Source organism: Streptomyces sp. NPDC040432 (assembly GCF_055595445.1).
Genome location: NZ_JBVIVP010000007.1, coordinates 108748 through 126562 on the forward strand (window position 1 = coordinate 108748; position 17815 = coordinate 126562).

Below are 17815 nucleotides of genomic sequence, written 5' to 3' on the forward strand. Positions count from 1 at the left end.
CCCTCCGTCAGGGTTGTACGCGCGAGGCAGAGTCCTTTGCGTTTTTCTCGTTGCCCTCATGCGTACCCGCTCTTCCCGGTTGCCCCGTTTGTCCAGGCGGCAGTCGGGCCATCACCTTGATCAAGGGATCGCCACCGATCCTACAAAGCGATTTACGCGAATTCACCCGCGATGAGTTCCGAGATCTGAGCGGCATTCAGGGCGGCGCCCTTGCGCAGGTTGTCGGCGCACACGAAGAACTCAAGGGAGTGGGTGTCGTCGAGCGAGCGGCGCACCCGTCCCACCCAGGCCGGATCCGTCCCGGCGGCGTCCGCCGGCGTCGGGAACTCGCCCGCGGCCGGGTCGTCGACGAGGACCACCCCGGGCGCGGCCTCCAGGATCTCCCGGGCGTGCACCGCGTCGACCTCCCGCTCGAACCGGGCGCGCACGGTGAGGGAATGGCCGGTGACGACGGGGACCTGTACGCACGTCACGGCGACGGGCAGCGCGTCCAGTTCGAGGATCCGGCGGGTCTCCGCCCGTACGGCCAGCTCGTGCGAGGACCAGCCGTCCTCGCACAGCTCGCCCGACCAGGGGACGACGTTCAGCGCGAGCGGCGCGGCGAACGGACCGGTGTCCTCACCGACGGCCCGACGGACGTCGCCGGGCTGCTCGCCCAGGGAGGTTCCGGCCACGAGCGACATCTGGCGGCGCAGGGCCTCGGAGCCGGCCCGGCCCGCCGCGCCGGCGGCCTGGTAGGAGGAGACGGCCAGGTCGGTCAGCGCGTACTCGGCGTGCAGCGCGCCCAGCGCGGCGATCATCGCGGCGGTCACGCAGTCGGGGCCGGCGACGATGCCGCGCGGACGGATCCGTACGGCGTGGCCGTTCACCTCGGGCACCACCAGGGGCACCTCGGGGTCGTCCCGGAAGGCGGCGGAGCGGTCCACCACGACGGCGCCGCGCGCGGCCACGACGGGGGCCCAGCGCGCCGAGACCTCGTCCGGGGTCAGGAAGAGCACGACATCGCCCACGCCGAGGCCGTCGAAGGCGTCCTCGGTGAGGGCGATCACCTCGGTCTCCTCGCCGCGCACGGTCAGCACGCGGCCGGCCGAGCGCGAAGAGGCGATCAGACGTATCCCGCCCCAGATGTCCGCCCGTTGGGACAGGATCCGGAGCAGGACCGAACCAACCGCTCCGGTCGCCCCGACCACGGCGAGCGCCGGGCCGGAGGACCGGGGCAGGTTCATCGTCCGGTGCCTCCGTAGACGACGGCCTCGTCGCTGTCGGAGTCGAGCCCGAACGCCGTGTGCACGGCGCGGACGGCGTCGTTCACGTCGTCCTGGCGGGTCACGACGGAGATGCGGATCTCGGAGGTCGAGATCAGCTCGATGTTGACGCCCGCGTCGGACAGTGCCTGGAAGAACGAGGCGGTGACGCCCGGGTTCGTCTTCATCCCCGCGCCGACCAGCGAGATCTTGCCGATCTGGTCGTCGTAGCGCAGGGAGTCGAAGCCGATCTGGCCCTTCGCCTTCTCCAGGGCGTCGATGGCCTTGTGGCCCTCGGCCTTGGGGAGGGTGAAGGAGATGTCCGTGAGGCCCGTGGAGGCCGCCGAGACGTTCTGCACGATCATGTCGATGTTGATCTCGGCGTCCGCGATGGCGCGGAAGATCGCCGCGGCCTCACCCGGCTTGTCCGGGACCCCGACGACGGTGATCTTGGCTTCGGAGACGTCGTGCGCGACTCCGGAGATGATGGCGTGCTCCACCTGCGCGTCCCCTTGCGGATTCTCGTTGCTGACCCAGGTGCCCGGCAGTCCGGAGAAGGACGAGCGGACGTGGATCGGGATGTTGTAACGGCGCGCGTACTCGACGCAGCGGTGCAGCAGCACCTTGGAACCGGAGGCCGCGAGCTCCAGCATGTCCTCGGAGGAGATCCAGTCGAGCTTCTTGGCCTTCTTCACGACGCGGGGGTCCGCGGTGAAGACGCCGTCGACGTCGGTGTAGATCTCGCAGACCTCGGCGTCCAGCGCCGCGGCCAGCGCCACGGCCGTGGTGTCCGAGCCGCCGCGGCCGAGGGTGGTGATGTCCTTCGAGTCCGCGGACACGCCCTGGAAGCCGGCGACGATGGCGATGTTGCCCTCGTCCAACGCGGTGCGGATACGGCCCGGCGTCACATCGATGATGCGCGCTTTGTTGTGCACCGAGTCGGTGATCACGCCCGCCTGGCTGCCGGTGAACGACTGGGCCTCGTGGCCCAGGTTTTTGATCGCCATGGCCAACAGGGCCATGGAGATCCGCTCTCCGGCGGTCAGCAGCATGTCGAACTCACGCCCGGCAGGCATCGGAGATACCTGCTCGGCGAGATCGATCAGCTCGTCCGTAGTGTCGCCCATCGCGGAAACCACGACGACCACCTGGTGGCCGTTCTTCTTGGCATCCACGATCCGCTTGGCGACGCGCTTGATGCCTTCGGCATCGGCTACGGAGGAGCCTCCGTACTTCTGCACGACAAGGCCCACGTGCGCTCCTCGCTCGGTTCGTCTCATTTTCCGGATGCAGTCTAACGAGCGGCCGCGATACGACCGCCTCGTGCCACATCATGAGACGAAAGGATCAGCGGAGCGGTTGCGCCCGCGGGTCCCGCCGGGGCCGCCGCGCGGCCCCTCAGGTACGGCCCAGGCCGCCCAGTTCCTCCGCCATGACCCGCCCGGCCTGTTCCGCCAGATCGTCCTCGGTGATGTCCTCGTCCGTGTCCAGCCCGTCCAGGGCCGCCAGCGGCTGGTCGAGTCGGACGTGCGCGATCAGCGACTGGAGGGCGCGGAGCGTGGCCGAGGCCGTAGGCCCCCAGTTGGTGAAGTACGAGAACTGCCACCACCACAGCGCCTCGGTGATCCGGCCGGCCTGGTGGTGGATGAGGCCGTGCCGCAGGTCGGCGACCACATCGGCCAGGTCGTCGGAGATCCGGTGCGGGACGGGCGCCTTGCGCGGCTCGTACGGGTCGAACACCTCGGAGTAGACGTCGACCGGCTCCAGCATGATCGCGAACCGCTCGCGCAGGTCGTCCACGTCCGGCTCCGGGCCCAGGTCCGGCTCGTAGCGCTCTTCGGGCAGGACGTCCTGGTACGCGCCCAGCCGGCCGCCCGCCAGCAGCAGCTGGGACACCTCCAGGAGGAGGAAGGGCACGGCACTGTCCGGGTCCTCGCCCTTGGCCACCATGGTGACCGCGACGATGAACGACTCGATCTGGTCCGCGATCGAGGCGGCGAAGTCGTCCGGATCCTGGCCGAGGGCGTGCAGCGTTGCGTCAGACATCGAGAAGTCGCCTTCCTTCAAAGGCCCGCCCGAGCGTGACCTCGTCCGCGTACTCCAGATCTCCCCCTACGGGGAGCCCGCTGGCCAGGCGGGTGACCTTGAGGCCCATGGGCTTGATCATGCGGGCGAGGTAGGTGGCGGTCGCCTCGCCCTCCAGGTTCGGGTCGGTCGCCAGGATCAGCTCGGTGACCGTACCGTCCGCCAGGCGCGTCAGCAGTTCCCGGATCCGCAGGTCGTCCGGGCCGACGCCCTCGATCGGGCTGATCGCGCCGCCGAGGACGTGGTACTTGCCCCGGAACTCACGCGTCCGCTCGATCGCGACGACGTCCTTCGATTCCTCGACCACGCAGATGACCGTGTTGTCGCGGCGCGGGTCGCGGCAGATGCCGCACCGTTCCTCCTGCGCCACGTTCCCGCAGACCGCGCAGAAGCGGACCTTGTCCTTGGCCTCCAGCAGCGCGTGCGCGAGGCGGCGGATGTCGGTCGGCTCGGCCTGCAGGACGTGGAAGGCGATCCGCTGCGCGCTCTTGGGCCCGACGCCGGGCAGCCTGCCCAGTTCGTCGATCAGGTCCTGGACCACGCCTTCGTACAACGGACTGCCTTCTCTCGCTCTGTATGGGGTTCGGGTTCGGGTTCGTCGATGTCGGTTCGGGGGTGTCGGGGCGGTCGGGCGGCTCGTCGGTCGTGCGGTGTGCCGCCTGTGGCGCCCCGGCGCTAGAACGGCAGGCCGGGAATGCCGCTGCCGCCGCCGAGCATCTGGGCCAGCGGACCCATCCGCTGCTCCTGGAGCGCCCTGGCGTTCTCGTTGGCCGCCTGAACGGCGGCGACCACCAGGTCGGCAAGGGTCTCGGTGTCCTCCGGATCGACGGCCTTCGGATCGATCACCAATGCGAGCAGTTCACCGGAACCGGTGACGGTCGCCTTCACCAGCCCGCCGCCGGACTGGCCCTCGACCTCCGCACCGGCCAGCTCCTCCTGAGCCGCGGCGAGATCCTGCTGCATCTTCTGGGCCTGCTGGAGCAGCTGCTGCATGTCGGGCTGGCCACCACCGGGAATCACAGGGCACTCACTCCTTCGGAACGCTTGGTCAATCCGAGCCTACGTGGTCCCCGCGCGGCGCGCCCTACGCCGGGAGGACCAACTCTTTCGAGTGAGACATACGGCGTGCGCGTCCCTGCTGGGGCCCTCCGTGCGGGCGGAAAACCGGGTATTCGTCGTCCATCGCGTGTCATTCGAAGGTAGGAAGAGCATGCGCACCATTGCGCACACGCGCACCACGACACGTCAGCGCAGGCAGAGGGAGTGCCGGGTGAGTCAGCCGGAGATGCAGCCCGAGGGGCCACCCCGGGATCCCGCAGAGGACGGCGACGGCGACCTGACCGGCCGGCCGTTCCCGCTCGGGGACTGGGGCGAACCCGCCGAGCGGCTCGACGAGCTCTACCGGCGGGTCGAGGCGGACGCGCTGCGCACCGCCGAGTGGTATCTGTCCGACCGGGCGTGGAAGCGCCGCGGGGCGCGCACCCTGCGGGTGGGCGCGGCCGTGGGTGCCGTCACGGGAGCGGCGATGCCCCTGCTGGAGCTGACGGGTTCGGCGCCGGGCGCGTCCGCGTACGGGTACCTGTGCCTGCTGTTCGCCGCCGCCTGCCTGGCCTGCGACCGGTTCTTCGGGCTCACCTCGGGATGGATGCGGGACGTGGCGACCGCGCAGGCCGTGCAGCGGCGCCTCCAGACGCTCCAGTTCGACTGGGCCTCCGAGAACGTCCGCGAGGTACTGGGCCCGACCGAGGGCACCGCGAGCGAGGCCGCCGAGCGCTGCCTGACGGTGCTGCGGCGCTTCTCGGAGGACGTGACGGAGCTCGTGCGCTCGGAGACGGCGGACTGGATGGTCGAGTTCCGCGCGGGCCCGGCGCCGCTGGTGATGCAGTCCCTGGGCGGCTCCGCCGCGCGCCCCGACCCCGGCATCCCCCCGGCCCGCTTCCCCCTGCCCCCGGGCACCCGCCCGAACATGCCGCGACAGCGTCCTCCGGAGCAGCCGCGGTGATCTTCGGGGGCGGCGCGCGGGCGGGGACGGAGGGTGCGGGACGGTGCGCCCCGCACCGCACCGCGGCCGGGCCCTGCCGGATTCTGCCGGGCCCTGTCGAGGCTTGACGGGCCCTGTCGAGGCCTGAGGGTCATGCCGGGTCGCCCCGGTCGCCCGGGTCAGCTGAAGATGATCATCGATCCCTGTCCGAGGCTGCGCGTCGCCGCCGCGTGCAGCCCGAGCCACACGTGCCGCTCCCGGGCGAAGGGGCTCTCGTCGTACGGGATCGGCCCCGCCGACTCCTCCAGCGACGTCGGCCGCCCCGGCGGCGCCGGGGCGGCGGGCGGGTTCCCCGGGTCGATCCCGATGGCCGGGGCCACGACGGCCAGCTCCCTCAGCAGCCCCTGCGCCGAGCCCAGCGGTCCGCCCCCGGCCAACAGCTCCTCGTTGGCCAGCGGGGACGCGAAGTCCACCGGCACGTAGGCCCCGGCGTGGTCGTAGTGCCACACCAGGTGGGACTGCTGCGCCGTGGGCTCGAACATCTCCAGCAGCTGCTCGTAGTCCCCGCCCAGTTCGTCCACCGGCGTCACCGGCAGACCGCAGATCTGCAGCAGGTAGGCGCGCCGCAGGAAGTGCAGCGCGTCGTAGTCGAAACCGGCCACGGGGGCCACGTCCCCGCTCAGGCCCGGCATGTACGCGAACACGGGGACGGACGGCAGACCCGCCTCGCCCAACGCCTTGTCGTACGAGGCGATTTCCTCCGCGAAGGGATTGTCGGGGCTGTGGCACAGCACATCGACGAGGGGGACCAGCCACAGGTCACAGGCCACGCGGGCTCCGATCGGTCGGATCAGTCGTGTCGACTGCCACTGATCCCGCCAGCGTAGTGCGCCGGACACGCTCCGCGAAGGGGTGCGCAAGGACCCGGGGGAGAGCGGTGCCCATCGACGGGGCGGGCGAGGGAGCGGGGACGGCGCCACTACGCCGCGACGCCGGGGCTCAGAGCCCCGCGGCCCAGTCCAGCCCGTGCTGGTTGTAGGCGCGCACGATGCGCCGCACCTCGTCGGCGTCGGCCAGCGTCACGGCCTCGACCAGCTCGTTGTGCCCGTCCCAGAGCGCCGTCCGCAGTTCCGGCGCCCTTTGGAGGTAGGGCACGGAGAAGACCCAGCACTGCACCCTGATGCGGTGCAGGAACTCGGATATGTACGTGTTGCCGACCAGCCCGCTCAGCTCCCGCCAGAACCGCAGGTCGTAGCCGATCAGCACTTCGAGGGAGCCGCTCCGCGCGGCCTTGCGCGCCTCCTCGGCCCGGCGGCGCACCGACACCAACATCTCGCACGCGCCGGGTGCGGTGCCGCGCTCGACCAGCCGGCGGAAGATGCCGTCCAGGATCAGCGTCCGTGCTTCGATCATGCCGACGAAGTCGTCGACGGAGTAGACGCGGACGCGGAACCCCCGGTGCGTGGCGGACTCCAACAGCCCTTGCGCGGCGAGGTCCACGAGGGCCTCGCGCACCGGCGTCGCCGACACCTCGTACTGCTCGGCGATCTGCTTGACCGTGAATTCGGTGCCCGGCGGAAGACGTCCCGCGAGCACCTCGTCACGGAGCGCGTCCGCGATCTGTTGCCTGAGGGTGTTGCGGGTAACACCTCCGCTGCCTGGCATAGGGGTCCGTCTCCTCCATAGATCTTCGGACACCTTAGGCCAGGCAGCGCGGCTGAAACCGAACGGTTTACGCGTCGGTAAGGGGCCGCGTGCCGTTGGGAGATGGTCGGCACGGGGCCGGTATGCGGATATACCGCCCGTTATCCGGACGCTCAGGATCCGACCGTGTGCCGGTCCGCGATCGCCAGCGCGTCGTCGAGGAGCGCCAGTCCCTCCTTGGCCTCGGCCTCCGTGATCGTGCACGGCGGGACGACGTGCGTCCGGTTCATGTTGACGAACGGCCACAGCCCGGACGCCTTGCAGGCCGCCGCGAATTCGGCCATCGGCGCGTTGGCCGCGCCCGCCGCGTTGTAGGGGACGAGCGGTTCGCGCGTCGCCTTGTCCCGTACGAGTTCCAGCGCCCAGAAGGTCCCCAGGCCCCGGACCTCGCCGACCGACGGGTGCCGCTCGGCGATCTCGGCGAGCGCCGGGCCGATCACGTTCTCCCCGAGGTGCGCGGCGTGCTCGACGATGCCCTCCTCCTCCATGGTGTTGATCGTCGCGACGGCCGCGGCGCAGGCCAGGGGGTGTCCGGAGTAGGTCAGGCCGCCCGGGTAGGGGCGTGTGGCGAACGTCTCGGCGATGGCGGCGGAGATGGCGACGCCGCCCAGCGGGACATATCCGCTGTTGACCCCCTTCGCGAAGGTGATCAGGTCCGGGGTGACGTCCCAGTGGTCGGCGGCGAACCACTTGCCGGTCCGGCCGAAGCCCGACATCACCTCGTCCAGGATGAAGACGATGCCGTGCCGGTCGCAGAGTTCGCGCACGCCGGCCAGGTAGCCGGCGGGCGGGGTCATGATCCCGGCGGTGCCGGGCACCGACTCCAGGATGATCGCGGCGACGGTCTGCGGGCCCTCGAAGGCGAGGGTGTCCGCGAGGTGGGCGAGCGCGCGCTCGCACTCCTCGGCCTCGGTGGTCGCGTGGAAGGGCGAGCGGTAGAGGAACGGCCCCCAGAAGTGGACGACTCCGGCCGAGGCGGTGTCCGAGGGCCAGCGGCGCGGGTCGCCCGTCAGGTTGATCGCCGCGGCGGTGGCGCCGTGGTAGGAGCGGTACGTGGAGAGCACCTTCTGACGACCGGTGTGCAGCCGGGCCATCCGTACGGCGTTCTCCACGGCCTCGGCGCCACCGTTGGTGAAGAAGATCTTGTCGAGGTCCCCGGGGGTGCGCTCGGCGATGAGGCGTGCGGCCTCGGAGCGGACGTCCACGGCGAAGCCGGGCGCGAGGGTGCAGAGCCGGCCGGCCTGCTCCTGCACCGCCGCGACCACCTTGGGGTGCTGGTGGCCGATGTTGGTGTTGACGAGCTGGGAGGAGAAGTCGAGGAAGCGGTTCCCGTCGTAGTCCCAGAAGTACGAACCCTCGGCACCGGCGACGGCGAGCGGGTCGATCAGGGCTTGGGCGGACCACGAGTGGAAGACGTGAGCGCGGTCGGCGGCCTTCACGGTCGCGCCGGTGACATGAGGGGTCATGCGTTCACGCTAGAAGTGCGCAGGTGGGAAGGGACATCGGCGGACTGTATGGGGGTGGGGGGCCGTCCTCGGCAGTCTGTCTGCCGCCCGGGAGCCATCGGCTCCACCTCCCGGTAGACCATTGACAGCATGCTGACTAAATGACAGTCTATTGTCATCTTCACCGCAGGCGCTCCCGGGCCTGCTCCTTGCTCCTTGCTCTTCCGTGCCCATCGACGCTGCTGGAGGCGACCACCATGAGCGAGAACCCGCGCAAGCCCGTCCACCTCGCCGTCTACGACACCTACGCGGACTGGGAGACCGGCCACACCACCGCGCACCTCACCCAGCGCGGCCACGAGATCCGTACGGTCGGCCCCGCCGCCGGACTGCCGATCACCACGATGGGCGGTCTCCGCGTCCAGCCCGACCTGGCGCTCGCGGAACTGCGCCCCGAGGACTCCTCGCTGCTGATCCTCACCGGCGCCTCCCTCTGGGACACCGGTGACGAGCTGGCCCCGTTCGCGGCGAAGGCCCAGGAGTTCCTGGCCGCCGGGGTGCCCGTCGCCGCGATCTGCGGAGCCACCGCGGGACTCGCCCGCGCAGGCGTGCTGGACGGCCGGCGCCACACCAGCGCCATCTCCTTCTACCTCGCGGGGCAGCCGGGCTACGGCGGCGCGGAACAGTACGTCGAGGCGGACGCCGTCACCGACGGCGACCTGATCACGGCCGGTCCTACGGAGCCGGTGGCCTTCGCCCGCGAGGTCTTCGCCCGCCTCGACGTGTACAAGCCGGACGTCCTGGACGCCTGGTACCGGCTGTTCCACCACTCCGACGCGAGCGCCTACCCGGTCCTGATGGCGGCGGAGGAGGCCGGCGATGCCTGAGCCGCTGCCGCGGGTGGACGATCCGGCGCCGGCCGCGGGCTCCGGGGCGACCGAGCTGGCGCTGCGGGCTCGGCAGGACCTGCTGAGCCGCACCGCGCTCGGGATCTTCCAGCTGAACGGCCAGTTCCTCGCCGTCTCCGAGGAACTGGCCCGGCCGGCCGGCCTCACGGCCGCGTGGTGGCAGGTCCTGGGAGCCGTGATGCGGGAGCCCCTGCCCGTCGCGGGCATCGCCCGGTCCATGGGCATCACCCGGCAGAGCGTGCAGCGCATCGCGGACCTGCTCGCGGCGAAGGGACTCGCCGAGTACGTCCCGAACCCGGCCCACCGGCGCGCGAAGCTGCTCCGACCGACGGAGGAGGGCCGCGCCGCCATCGCCCGCATCCACCCGGGCCACGCGGCCCTCGCCATCCGTCTCGCCGAGGAACTGGGCGAGACGGCGTTCGCGGAAACGGCCCGCGCCCTGGAACGCCTCTCCACGGCCCTCGCGGCGATCACCTCGCCGGCGGACGCGTAGGACGACGCGGGACGTTGCTGCCCGGACGGGTGGAGGCGGGTCCGGGCGGGTCGGGTCGGGTCGGGTCGGATCCGACGGGGTCCGGTCGGATCGGGGCGGATCGGGGCGGGTTGAGTCGGGGCAGGTTCGCTCCGGTCGGGGTCCGGCGGTCCGGTCGGGTCCGGCGGTCGGCTCCCGTCCGGTCCCGTCGGAGCGTGCCGGGCCCCGCGGGCTGACACGTACGGGCTGTACCGGTCCGGGTGACGCAACCGGCCGGGCGGCCGGAACCGTCCCTCCCCCTGCGGAGCCCACCGCATTACGCTCGGCCCGTCCGGCCAGTGTCAGGGGGAAGGACCACCCCGCGATGGAACAGCTGCACCCCGCCGACCCGCACCACATCGGCCCCTACCGCCTCCTGTGCCGACTCGGCGCCGGCGGCATGGGCCAGGTGTACCTCGCCCGGTCCGACCGGGGCCGTACCGTCGCCGTGAAGCTCGTCCACCCCGCCCTGGCCCGCCACGAGGAATTCCGCAGCAGGTTCCGTCACGAGGTCGCCGCCGCCCGGCTCGTCGGCGGGGCCTGGACGGCGCCCGTGCTCGACGCCGACACCGAGGCCGACGTCCCCTGGTTCGCCACCGGTTACATCGCCGGCCCCAGCCTGCGCCAGGCCGTGAGCCACGACTTCGGCCCCCTCCCCGTCCGTACCGTGCGGGTCCTGGCGTCCGGCCTGGCCCGCGCCCTCCAGGACATCCACCGCGCGGGGCTCATCCACCGCGAACTGAAGCCGTCCGACGTCCTGCTGACCGTCGACGGCCCCCGCATCATCGACTTCGGCATCGCCCGCCCCCCGCAACGCCCCTCGGGCGAACCCGACGCGGGTCCCACCCGGACCGGACAACTCGTCGGCGCCCGCGGGTTCATGACTCCGGAACAGGTACTCGGCGAACCGATCACCCCCGCTTGTGACGTGTTCTGCCTCGGCGCCCTCCTGGCGTACGCGGCCACCGGCCGGCTGCCGTTCGGGGACGCGCAGCAGCCGGGCGGCGGTGCCGGGCTGCTGCTGCGCGTCATCGAAGCGGAACCGGATCTGGACCGCGTACCGGCGGAGTTGCGCCCGCTCGTGGCCGCCTGCCTGCACAAGGACCCCGCCGCACGGCCGGATCCGGCGGAGGTGTCGGCGCGGATCGGGGTGGGGAACACCGTCGCCGCCGACGGGCGGGCCCCGGAGCCGTGGCTTCCCGCACCGCTGGTGGCGCAGCTCGGGCGGCATGCCGCCCAACTCCTCGACCGCGAGCACGGGGGCCCGGACCGGGCCCCGCAACCGGCGGAACCGGAGGAGGCGTGGGTACCGCGAGCACCGACCCCGCAGATAGCCGGAACCACCGGGATGCCCAGGACAGCGCCTGCCCGGACACCGTCGACCCCTCAGTTATCGGCCACCTCTCAGACACCACCGACCCCTCACGCACCGCCGACCCCTCACGCCCCTCGGACACCTGATGAGCCCGCCCCGGCTGCACGGGCCGCGCCCCCGTACGCACTGCCGGTCGCACCCGCCCCGACGCGGCGGCCTCCCGACCTCGTCCCCGCGCCGGCGACCGCCTCCCCGGACTCGTCCCGCCCGCATGTCGCGTCGACGGTGTTCCTGCTGGTGGTCGCCGTCATCGTCGCCATCGCGGCCGGCGGCTCGGTGTACGCCGTCATGAGCGCGGAACCGGAACGCCCCTCCCCCGACCCGGCCCCCACCGCGTCCGTCGGCAGCCCGGGCCCCCGTTCCGACCCTCAGGCGCAAAGCCGTGGCGCTGAGCCGTCCGCCAACCCCAGCGCGGCGCCCGGCACCCTACCTGCGGCCTACACCGGTACCTGGCGCGCCACCCACGGTTCCTCGACCTGGCACCTGACCCTCGTCGCCGGCTCGGTGGGGGATCCCGTCATGGCCCTCCGTGTCGAGAACCCGGGGTACGTCTGCTCCTGGCGGGCTCCCCTGCGTCAAGCACCCGACCCCGTGGAGCTCGACGCCTCCACCGTCACCCCGGGCAGCCCTCCCCCGTGCACCTCCGGCAGTCGGAGCCGGCTGCGCCTGCTCCCCGACGGAACCCTTCGGCGGGAACTGGAGGAGGCATCCATTCCCCCTCTCACGTATCACCGGGAGTAGTCCCGGGCGGTGCGCGTCGAGGGCAACGAGTCTGCAAGCAGGACTTGTTGTGCCGGATGAGCCCGCGCGTCCTGGCCGGGGCCCGACATGGCCATCGTGACCAGGCGGGCCGTCTCTCGCGGGCGGGCCGACGGGCTGCGCACGGTGGGTGGGATCGCAGCCGGGCTGTTGCTCTGGGGTGCCCTCACGGTGGCCGGACTCGCCGCGCTGCTCGCCGCTTCCGCCGAGGTGTACCTGGTGGTCAAGCTCGCGGGGGCGGCGTACCTGTGCTTTCTCGGCATCCAGTCCCTGCGCCGGCCCGGTGCGGGCGGGGCACCGTTGGACGGAGCCGGGGACGGAGCGCGGGACGGGACGCGGTCTCCGGTGACGCCGACGTCGGCGGCCGACGCTTGGCGCACCGGCCTGATCGCCAACGCCCTCAACCCGAAGATCGCCGTGTTCTACACCGGTCTGCTGCCCTCGCTGACCCCGGACGGCCTGCCCGCGGCGGCGGGGATGGCGCTCCTGGTGCTGGTCCACGTGGTGTTGACGGTGGCCTGGTTGAGCACCTACGTCCATCTCTTGTCCCGCGCCCGGCGCTTCTTCGCCCGCCCGCGCGTCCGCCGGACGATGGACCGGGTGACGGGCGTCGTCCTGATCGGCTTCGGGGTGCGGGTGGCGACCTCGGCCACCTAGCTCGCGGGTAGGGGTTACCCACGCCCCACGGGCTATCCGACCAGCCGGTCGAGCTCTTCCGTGATGGCAGCCCGTACGGCGTCGTGGCGGGAGGCCAGCGCGTACCGGTCGCCGCGCCAGAACTCCTCGTCCTCGTAGAGCCAGACCGGCAGCCGGACGATGTCGTCCGCCTCCCAGTCGTAGCGGGGCCAGATGTGGGCGTGCAGGTACGGGTCGGTGTTGCCGAGGATCTCGATGTTCAGCCGGCGGAACGCCGGGTCGAGGCGCGCGCAGGCGCGCTCGACGGCCTCCGCGAGCCGCTCCAGGTCGGTCAGGTACGCGGCGCGGCGCGCCGGCGGCAGGTCGGAGAGCCGGGTCACCGCGGGGTCGTCGGTCAGCAGCACGGCGTACCCGGGAAGGAACTGCCGGTCGCCGATGGCTGCGAATCCGGAGTCGAGGCGGCGCAGCACGGTGGGGTTCTCCCCCCGGTGCGCACTGCCGATGCGGTCCTTCCGCCAGTCGGCCGGCTTGTCGGTGTCGGTCATCCCCGGACCGTATCCGAAGGCGCGACGGCGCCGACCAAGAGGTCGCCAGATGGCTCTTGAGTAGGGCCGGTCATACCTGAGAGCTACGCCTGAAGGCGGCTCCGCAGCGTGATGCCGACGAGGGCTCCTGATTTCTAACTTCGGTACCGGAGCGGGCGCTTGCCCGGTCGGGACCGCAGGAGAAGGAAGAGGGACACGCCATGACCACCGGGAACCGCATCCGCCGTACCGTGCTGGCCGGCCTCGTTGCCGCAGCCGTCGTGTTCCCCGTGTCCGCGGCGGCGTCACCACAAACTCCCGCGCCCTTGCCCGCGGTGCTAGCCGAGTCCGCGACCGCGCAGGAGCGCTACACCGCCAACCTCGACAACCTCACGGAGGCGGCACGCAGGGCACAGGGCGCCAGCCGCCTCGCCCGGTCCGTGAAACTGCGGGCCATGGCCGGACCCGCGGCCCCGGTTCCGCCCGCGGGGCCCGCGCAGGCGGGCCCTGCCAGGTTCCTCGACTTCGACGGCCGGGGCCGGGGGCGGGCCGTCGAGGTGCTCGGCGATCTGGACACCGCCGATCGCATAGCGGTCCTGGTGCCCGGCTCCGACACCACTCTGGACACCTACGCACACTTTCGTGAGGGAGCCGTGGCGCTCCAGATACGACTCCAGGCGGATCATCCGCGCTCCGCCGTGGTGGCTTGGCTCGGGTACGACACACCGGGCACGGTCAGCACGACCGTCCTGACGGCCGCCCGCGCCGACCTCGCCGCCGCCGAACTGGGGCCCTTCCTCTCCCGGTTGCGGAACCTCACCGTCGAAGGGGCCCGGATCTCGCTGCTCTGCCATTCCTACGGCTCCGTCGTCTGCGCCCGCACCACGACCGGCGCCAAGGTGACCGACATAGCCCTCTACGGCAGCCCCGGCACGAGAGCCGAAAATGCCGCCGAACTGCACACCGCGGCCCGGGTGTGGGCGGGCAGGGGCACCGAGGACTGGATAGGGGGCGTCCCCCACATCCGACTCGGGTCGGTCGGTTTCGGTACCGACCCCGTGAAGCGTGCTTTCGGAGCCCGTCCCTTCGACGCGGGCAACGCCGGCCACAGCGACTACCTGAAGTCGGGCAGCACCTCCTTGGCCTCGTTGGCCCGCATCGTCCTCGGGGCGCCGACCGCCCCGGCCCCGGTCGGCGCCGCCGTTGCCGGATCGTCGACGGTCGCGCTCCACTCGGCTCGGGCCGCCGCGCTCGTCCCCGGGGAGGTCCCGCATGCTTAGGCTCGCCGCCCGCTGGTCCGCCCTCGCGGAGCGCGTGGACCGGGCCACCCCCGCCCACCGGGACCGTTCGGTGGACGCCCTGCGGGCTCTCGCGATCCTCGGGGTGGTCCTCGGGCACTGGCTGGTCACCGCGCTGACCACGACCGCCGAAGGTGGCTTGAGGACCATGAGCCCGCTGGCCCACCAGCCCTGGTTGACTCCGCTCTCCTGGGTGTTCCAGACCCTGGCCGTGTTCTTCCTGGTCGGCGGTCATGTCGCGGCCCGGGGGCACGCCTCGGCACGAGCGCGCGGGATTCCGTACGGCACCTGGGTCGGGCAGCGGCTCGGCCGGCTGTTCCGTCCGGTGGCCGCGGTGCTCGGCCTGTGGGGCCTCGCGACGGGCGGGATGCTGTGGGGAGGGGCCCAGTGGGACACCGTCATGACACTGCTCGGGTTGGTGTGGTCACCGCTGTGGTTCCTGTTGGTGTTCGCCATGCTCACGGCGGCCACACCGCTGGTCGCACGGCTCCCGCCGGTGTGGCCGGCGGCCGTGGTGATGGCCGTGGATGTGTGGCGGTTCGCCTTCGACGGCCCTGAGTGGATCGGCTGGGTCAATGTCGTCGCCGGCTGGCTCGTTCCGTACACCCTGGGCGCCTCCTGGTCCCGGGGAGCGTGCGCCGGGCGACGGTCGACCCTGATCCTGTTCCTCGGTGGCGCGGGAGCCGCGGCGGCGCTGGTGCTGTGGTGCGGGTACCCGGCGTCGATGGTGGGCGTTCCCGGCGCGTCGGTGTCGAACCTGAACCCGCCGACGGCCGCCGCCGTCGCCTTCGGTCTGGCCCAGTGCGGCCTGGTCCTGCTGCTCGGAGCACCGCTGGAACGAGCTTTGCGGCGACCCCGGGTCTGGTTGGTGGTGGCATGGGTGAACCTGTCGGCGATGACCGTCTTCCTCTGGCACCAGACCGCGATGATGGCCGTCACGGCCGTCGCGCTGTTGTTCTCCTCCGATGTCCCCGGCCTGCACACCGCGCCCGCGTCTGCTTCGTGGATCGCCGCCAGGTTGCTCTGGCTCCCGGTGTTCGCCGCCGCCCTGGCCGTCTGTTGGGCAGCGTTCCGCGGCCACGAACACCCCCGCCCCACCCGACGCCGTCCCACCCGACGCCATCGGGCACGCGCCCTGGCGGTTCGGGGCGACGGCCCGGCCCCGTCCCCCGTCCGGTCCGCGTCCCCGAGGCAGGCCCCGGCCACCGTCCACGTACCGGGCCCGAAGGATGTCCGGGTTCGCCCGGCCGCCGTCGAGGAGATCACGCATGCCTAGGCTGACCCACGTGAACAAGCAGCCCGCGCCCATGGATACGTCCCCGCGGACCGATCCCATCGAGCACGGGGATCCATTCGGCGAGCTCTTCACCCTGCGCCACGATCCGCTGCCGAGGATGAACCGACCGCGGTGGCCGGCCCGGCTGCCGCACGCGGTGGTCCTGCTCATGGCGCTCTTCTTCGGCCTGACCACCCATCATGAACTGACTGAGTACTACCGGTTCGCCGGAGTCTTCCCCGTCGTGGCGGCGGGGCTGACCGGTGCCTCCATCGCCCTCGCGTTGTTCCGCCCGATACCCGCCTGGTGGCTCGGCCTGTTCACCGCAGGAATGGCTGCCGGTGTGACCCACGCGCACGTACGGCAGAACGAGCCCTGGCCCTGGCTGCCGAGCGGGTACGTGGCCTTCGCCCTGATCATCCTGCTGGTGACGCTCCGCGTGTCCCCCCGCACCACCGTGTCCGTCGTCGCCCTCTCCACCGGCCTCACCGGCCTCACCGAGTTGTTCTTCGGGCCGGTACAGGGCGCGAGCACGTTCGTCATCTGCGGCGTCCTCTTCGGGGTCGCCGGGCTCCTCGGGTACGCGCTGCGCGCGATGCGGTCGGCCCGCCGACAGTTGGTCGTGCAGGAGTACGTGGCCGAGGAGGAACGGGCCCGGCGGACCCTGCTGGAGGAGCGCAGCCGGATCGCACGGGAGTTGCACGACGTGGTCGCCCACCACATGTCGGTGATCTCCATCCAGGCGCAGGTCGCCCCCCACCTGGTGGAGAACCCGTCCGAGGAACTGAAGGAGAACCTGGCGGGCATCCGGCAGAACGCCCTGGAGGCCCTCACCGAACTGCGCCGGGTGTTGGGCGTACTCCGCTCAGAGCAGCCGGAGGATCCCGCCAACCCCCATCACCCGCAGCCGACCCTCGCCGAACTGGAAGGCCTCGTCGACAACGTGCGGAGCGCGGGGTTGGAGGTCACCACCGAGACCGCGGGGGTCCGCCGGCCGCTGACGCCGGGCGTCGAGCTGACCGCGTACCGGATCGTGCAGGAGGCGCTGAGCAACTGTTTGCGGCACGCGCCCGGTTCGCGGGTCGAGGTCGGCATCGCGTACGGGCCGCGCGATCTGCACCTGTGCGTGGCGAACAGCGCTCCGACCCGGCCTGCGCCGCCCTCCCCGGGAGCGGGCCACGGGCTGCTCGGGATGCGGGAACGGGCGGGCATGCTGGGGGGCGAACTGGCCGCGGGGCCACGCCCCGACGGCGGCTACGAGGTGAGTGCCGTGCTACCCCTGGATCCGGTGGTCGGGTCCTCCTCCGAGACGAACGAGAAGGACAGATGAGCACTCCGATCAGAGTGATGATCGCCGACGACCAGATGATGGTGCGGCAGGGCTTCACCGTGCTCCTCAACGCGCAGCCGGACATCGAGGTGGTCGGCCAGGCCGTGGACGGGGCGGACGCGGTGGCGAAGGTCGCCGAGCTGGCTCCGGACGTGGTGCTGATGGATATCCGCATGCCGGGCATGGGAGGGATCGAGGCGACCTCGGTCATCGCCCGCGCTCCCGGTTCGGCGGTGAGGGTGCTCGTGCTGACCACCTTCGACCTCGACGAATACGTATACGAGGCGCTGCGGGCGGGCGCCTCCGGGTTCCTCCTGAAGGACGCCTCGGCGGACCAGCTCGCCGAGGCGGTGCGGGTGGTGGCCGGCGGTGAGGCACTGCTGTCGCCGAACCTCACGAAGCGTCTGATCACCGAGTTCTCCCGGTTGGGGGCGCCGCGGGCGCCGTCGAAGGCACGGATCGACGCGTTGACGGAGCGGGAGACGGAGGTGCTGTCGCTGATCGCCCAGGGCCTGTCCAACGCGGAGATCGCGGAGCACCTGATCGTGGCGGAACAGACCGTGAAGACTCATGTGAGTCGGGTCCTGGTCAAGCTGGGGTTGCGAGATCGCACGCAGGCGGCGGTGTTCGCCTACGAGACGGGTCTGGTCCGTCCGTCGGGCTACTGAGGGGCCCCTGTAGTACCTGAGAGGGACCCCCGGAAATCCCCTTCCCTGCCGACGCGGGCGACGCCGGCCCC

The 17815-nt window shown here is 71.8% G+C and carries 18 protein-coding genes; 9 read left to right on the forward strand and 9 right to left on the reverse strand.

The features are described 5' to 3' along the window. Nucleotides 1-152: 152 nt before the first annotated feature. From ACZ58N_RS17765 to ACZ58N_RS17785, 5 genes are all read right to left on the reverse strand, one after another. Nucleotides 153-1226: an aspartate-semialdehyde dehydrogenase gene (locus ACZ58N_RS17765; RefSeq protein WP_471160351.1), complete on the reverse strand. Its 1074-nt coding sequence runs from the start codon at nucleotides 1224-1226 to the stop codon at nucleotides 153-155. Next, nucleotides 1223-2497 carry an aspartate kinase gene (locus tag ACZ58N_RS17770; protein WP_319192213.1) on the reverse strand — a complete coding sequence of 425 codons (1275 nt, stop codon included), beginning with the start codon at nucleotides 2495-2497 and terminating at the stop codon, nucleotides 1223-1225. The genes ACZ58N_RS17765 and ACZ58N_RS17770 overlap by 4 nt, the downstream gene beginning before the upstream one ends. Before the next feature lie 145 nt (nucleotides 2498-2642). Next, nucleotides 2643-3290: a DUF5063 domain-containing protein gene (locus tag ACZ58N_RS17775; protein WP_385582619.1), complete on the reverse strand. Its 648-nt coding sequence runs from the start codon at nucleotides 3288-3290 to the stop codon at nucleotides 2643-2645. Beyond that, nucleotides 3283-3882, reverse strand: coding sequence for a recombination mediator RecR (recR, locus tag ACZ58N_RS17780; protein WP_471160355.1), 600 nt, complete (start codon nucleotides 3880-3882; stop codon nucleotides 3283-3285). The genes ACZ58N_RS17775 and recR overlap by 8 nt, the downstream gene beginning before the upstream one ends. Before the next feature lie 122 nt (nucleotides 3883-4004). After that, nucleotides 4005-4349 (reverse strand): YbaB/EbfC family nucleoid-associated protein, encoded by a 345-nt coding sequence (locus ACZ58N_RS17785; RefSeq protein WP_389699719.1) that lies wholly within the window; start codon nucleotides 4347-4349, stop codon nucleotides 4005-4007. 250 nt (nucleotides 4350-4599) lie between these two features. On the opposite strand from ACZ58N_RS17785, the gene ACZ58N_RS17790 reads away from it, so the two are divergent. Beyond that, nucleotides 4600-5331 (forward strand): SLATT domain-containing protein, encoded by a 732-nt coding sequence (locus tag ACZ58N_RS17790; protein WP_471160358.1) that lies wholly within the window; start codon nucleotides 4600-4602, stop codon nucleotides 5329-5331. Nucleotides 5332-5489: 158 nt separating this feature from the next. Here the strand turns inward: ACZ58N_RS17790 and ACZ58N_RS17795 are convergent, their stop codons facing one another. The 3 genes from ACZ58N_RS17795 to ACZ58N_RS17805 all read right to left on the reverse strand — a co-directional run bounded on the left by ACZ58N_RS17795 (nucleotide 5490) and on the right by ACZ58N_RS17805 (nucleotide 8480). Continuing rightward, nucleotides 5490-6140, reverse strand: coding sequence for a hypothetical protein (locus tag ACZ58N_RS17795; protein ID WP_471160360.1), 651 nt, complete (start codon nucleotides 6138-6140; stop codon nucleotides 5490-5492). 169 nt (nucleotides 6141-6309) lie between these two features. After that, the gene (locus ACZ58N_RS17800) at nucleotides 6310-6975 is read right to left on the reverse strand and encodes a GntR family transcriptional regulator (RefSeq protein ID WP_471160363.1); all 666 of its coding nucleotides are present in this window, start codon (nucleotides 6973-6975) and stop codon (nucleotides 6310-6312) included. A gap of 152 nt (nucleotides 6976-7127) precedes the next feature. Next, nucleotides 7128-8480 carry an aminotransferase class III-fold pyridoxal phosphate-dependent enzyme gene (locus tag ACZ58N_RS17805; RefSeq protein WP_471160365.1) on the reverse strand — a complete coding sequence of 451 codons (1353 nt, stop codon included), beginning with the start codon at nucleotides 8478-8480 and terminating at the stop codon, nucleotides 7128-7130. Between the two features lie 236 nt (nucleotides 8481-8716). Here ACZ58N_RS17805 and ACZ58N_RS17810 point away from each other — a divergent pair, with 236 nt between their 5' ends. The 4 genes from ACZ58N_RS17810 to ACZ58N_RS17825 all read left to right on the forward strand — a co-directional run bounded on the left by ACZ58N_RS17810 (nucleotide 8717) and on the right by ACZ58N_RS17825 (nucleotide 12669). Further along, nucleotides 8717-9346 carry a DJ-1/PfpI family protein gene (locus ACZ58N_RS17810; protein WP_471160367.1) on the forward strand — a complete coding sequence of 210 codons (630 nt, stop codon included), beginning with the start codon at nucleotides 8717-8719 and terminating at the stop codon, nucleotides 9344-9346. Next, the gene (locus tag ACZ58N_RS17815; RefSeq protein ID WP_471160370.1) at nucleotides 9339-9860 is read left to right on the forward strand and encodes a MarR family winged helix-turn-helix transcriptional regulator; all 522 of its coding nucleotides are present in this window, start codon (nucleotides 9339-9341) and stop codon (nucleotides 9858-9860) included. The genes ACZ58N_RS17810 and ACZ58N_RS17815 overlap by 8 nt, the downstream gene beginning before the upstream one ends. A 343-nt stretch (nucleotides 9861-10203) precedes the next feature. Further along, entirely contained in the window at nucleotides 10204-11994 is a 1791-nt protein-coding gene (locus ACZ58N_RS17820) for a serine/threonine-protein kinase (RefSeq protein WP_471160373.1), read from the forward strand. An 87-nt stretch (nucleotides 11995-12081) separates the two neighbouring features. Then, the gene (locus ACZ58N_RS17825; protein ID WP_471160376.1) at nucleotides 12082-12669 is read left to right on the forward strand and encodes a LysE family translocator; all 588 of its coding nucleotides are present in this window, start codon (nucleotides 12082-12084) and stop codon (nucleotides 12667-12669) included. 32 nt (nucleotides 12670-12701) lie between these two features. On the opposite strand, the gene ACZ58N_RS17830 is transcribed toward ACZ58N_RS17825, so the two are convergent. Next, the gene (locus tag ACZ58N_RS17830) at nucleotides 12702-13193 is read right to left on the reverse strand and encodes an HIT family protein (protein ID WP_471160378.1); all 492 of its coding nucleotides are present in this window, start codon (nucleotides 13191-13193) and stop codon (nucleotides 12702-12704) included. 200 nt (nucleotides 13194-13393) lie between these two features. On the opposite strand from ACZ58N_RS17830, the gene ACZ58N_RS17835 reads away from it, so the two are divergent. Genes ACZ58N_RS17835 through ACZ58N_RS17850 form a run of 4 tightly spaced genes read left to right on the forward strand, consistent with a single transcriptional unit; the run spans nucleotide 13394 to nucleotide 17744 of the window. Beyond that, nucleotides 13394-14452 carry an alpha/beta hydrolase gene (locus ACZ58N_RS17835; protein WP_471160381.1) on the forward strand — a complete coding sequence of 353 codons (1059 nt, stop codon included), beginning with the start codon at nucleotides 13394-13396 and terminating at the stop codon, nucleotides 14450-14452. Continuing rightward, the gene (locus tag ACZ58N_RS17840) at nucleotides 14445-15746 is read left to right on the forward strand and encodes an acyltransferase family protein (protein ID WP_471160384.1); all 1302 of its coding nucleotides are present in this window, start codon (nucleotides 14445-14447) and stop codon (nucleotides 15744-15746) included. Before ACZ58N_RS17835 ends, ACZ58N_RS17840 begins: the two co-directional genes overlap by 8 nt. Further along, complete coding sequence (locus ACZ58N_RS17845) at nucleotides 15739-17076, forward strand: histidine kinase (RefSeq protein WP_471160387.1); 1338 nt, start codon at nucleotides 15739-15741, stop codon at nucleotides 17074-17076. The genes ACZ58N_RS17840 and ACZ58N_RS17845 overlap by 8 nt, the downstream gene beginning before the upstream one ends. Further along, a complete protein-coding gene (locus tag ACZ58N_RS17850; RefSeq protein ID WP_471160390.1) occupies nucleotides 17073-17744 on the forward strand; it encodes a response regulator in 672 nt (223 codons plus the stop codon). The genes ACZ58N_RS17845 and ACZ58N_RS17850 overlap by 4 nt, the downstream gene beginning before the upstream one ends. The last annotated feature ends 71 nt before the right edge of the window (nucleotides 17745-17815 follow it).